The following is a 2,693-nucleotide window of genomic DNA, read 5'->3' on the forward strand; positions in this document are numbered from 1 at the left end:
TGGTTGCACAACAGGCTTCAGCAAAAACACCAGCTGATACCCTTGTGATGGCTTGGAATCTCGATGCCGTCAGTAGTTTTGATCCTGCACAAAGCAATGATGTTTATGCAAGTGAAATTATTGAAAATGTTTGTGACAATTTGGTCAGTACAGCAGCAGAGGATCCAACAAAGATAGTTCCAGCATTAGCAACGCATTGGGATGTTTCTGGTGATGACCATAGTACGGTAATTACCTTTCATTTGCGCGATGGTTTGAAGTTTAATGATGGTAGAGAAGCCAACGCCAATGATCTTGTTTGGGGGATGAAGCGGGTTATCAAATTAAAAATGGCCGATGCGGCAACTTTTAATGAATATGGGATTACAGAGCAAAATGTTGATGATGCTTTGCAAGCCCCTGATGAAAAAACAGTGGTGATGAAATTTGATAAGCCTTATCCAGCGGAGCTTATTCTTAATAATATTGTTGCAAATCATGTCACTGCTTTGCTTGATCGTAAGACAATTATGAAGCATGAAAAAAATGGCGATCTAAGAAATCAGTATTTAAAAACGCATGCTGCTTGTGTTGGTCCTTATCAATTAAAAAGCTGGCGCCCTGGAGAAGCTCTTTTGTTGCGTGCAAGCGCCCATTATTGGGGAGAAGCTCCGAAACTGAAGCAGATCCTCATTCGCCATGTTGCAGAGCCTGGAACACAACGTTTGTTGTTGCAAAAGCACGATATTGATGTTGCGCGTGATTTGACCCCTGAAGATCTTGCAGATTTGCAAAAAACAACAGATGTTAAAGTTGAAAAGGTGTTGGTGCCAAGCATGATGTATTGGGGATTTAATATGACAAACCCTATTTTTGCTAAGGAAAAAGTACGTTTGGCAATGCGTTATCTCATAGACTATGAAGGCTTTGGCAATAAACTTCTCAAAGGTATTGGTGTTCCACGGGCAAGTTTTATTCCTCTTGGCAATTTTGGAGCTTTGGATGAAAAAGAAGGGCAACCCTTTAAGCTTGATATTCAAAAAGCCAAGCAACTTTTAGCAGAGGCTGGTTATCCGAATGGCTTTGAGGCGAGTTTTCTTGTTGCAAATGCCCCTTCTACTTTAGCTCTTGCACAATCCCTTCAAGATAATGCTGCTCAGGCGGGGGTGCGTCTTAAAATTGAACGTGTGGCGGGTACACAGTTATTTTCAAAGGTGGATGCCCGAGCTTTTGATACGACTTTTATCGGGTGGAATAGTGGCTCTACGGATCCTCATACCATGGCTTCACGTCTTGTTTATAATCCGGATAATCGGTTTGAGGCAAAAAATACAGCTTATCCTAGTTGGCAGCATGGATATTTTGATGCCAAGATGAATCAAAAAGTTGAAGAGGCATTGTTTCAAAAAGATTCAGAAAAACGGGCACAACTCTATGTTGATTTACAACGTGAATTGATGCAGAAAGGACCTTATGCGTTTATCTATCAACAATATAGCGTTGTCGCGATGACACCTGATGTTAAAAAATGGGTTTGGAATAGTACGCCGCGTATTTTTTATAATGAAATTGAAAAATAATCGTGTCTTTTCGTATCGTCAAAGATAAAAAAGAGCTTGATTATCATTGCATGATGAAAATATTCTCCCACATAGAAAATCTTCAATTTTTTAAAGGAAAATAAAATTGTGGGGGAGTGTACCGTATATGATTGAGGTCATTTATAAGGGGGGGTGAATATGGGAAGTGATATTGGGGATGGTTTTTGCTTATGCTTACAGATTCTCAGTATCATGAATAATAAATTGATAAATAATAAATTGATATATGAGAGAATTGCTTTATAGATGTTTAGTTTAATTCAATGAAATTGATGTTTGATACCATGCTGTTTAAAAGATGCATGCTGTTTAAAAGATGAAAGACAAAAGTCACGATCACCTTGTGTGAAAAGGTACAAGAATACAAAAGAAAGAGATACAATAGGGGAAAAAAGAATGTTGAAAAGAATTTGTGTTTTATTAAGCACAATGGTTTTTTTAAACGGGGCTATAGTCTCAGCGTTTAGTGCTTCATCTAGAGATATATTGGTGATGGCATGGAATATTGATTCAATGAATAGTTTTGATCCAGCGCAAACCGTTGAGGTTGTAACAAGTGAGTTATTGACGAATATTTGCAGTGCGCTCGTGCAATATGATGAGCATGATCCTACAAAAATTCGTCCGGCTATGGCACAATCTTGGGATGTTTTAGATCATGGAAAAAGAATAGTTTTTCATCTTCGTGATGATTTAAAGTTTGATGATGGAAGAACAGCAACGGCGCAAGATCTCGTATGGTCGATGCGGCGGATTATTAAATTAGGTTTGAGCTATGCCCAATCTTTAATGGATTATGGGTTTACCAAAGAGAATGTTGAAACAAATATTCAGGCTCTCGATGATAAGACTTTACAATTAAAATTAGATAAACCCTATCCTATTCAGCTCATATTGACCGTTATTGGACAATCTTATGCTTCTGCTTTGCTTGATCGAAAAACGATTGAAGCGCAGAGTATCAACGGTGATATGGGAAATAAATATTTAGCAACACATTCGGCTTGTGTTGGCCCTTATAAATTGGCAAGCTGGTCTCCAGGGGATAAAGTTGTGTTAGAGGCTACACAGCATTATTGGGGAAAGGTGCCTAAAATTAAGCAAATCGTTGTG

General features: G+C 38.4%; 2 protein-coding genes. Both read left to right on the forward strand.

Annotated features, from left to right (window positions below):
- On the forward strand, positions 1 to 1,559 hold a 1,559-nt coding region (locus BN338_RS03370), incomplete at its 5' end, for an ABC transporter substrate-binding protein (RefSeq protein WP_039759084.1).
- A gap of 417 nt (positions 1,560 to 1,976) precedes the next feature.
- The coding region (locus tag BN338_RS03375; protein WP_039759086.1) for an ABC transporter substrate-binding protein at positions 1,977 to 2,693 on the forward strand (717 nt) is incomplete at its 3' end.

Source organism: Bartonella queenslandensis AUST/NH15 (assembly GCF_000312585.1).
Taxonomy (GTDB): Bacteria; Pseudomonadota; Alphaproteobacteria; order Rhizobiales; family Rhizobiaceae; genus Bartonella; species Bartonella queenslandensis_A.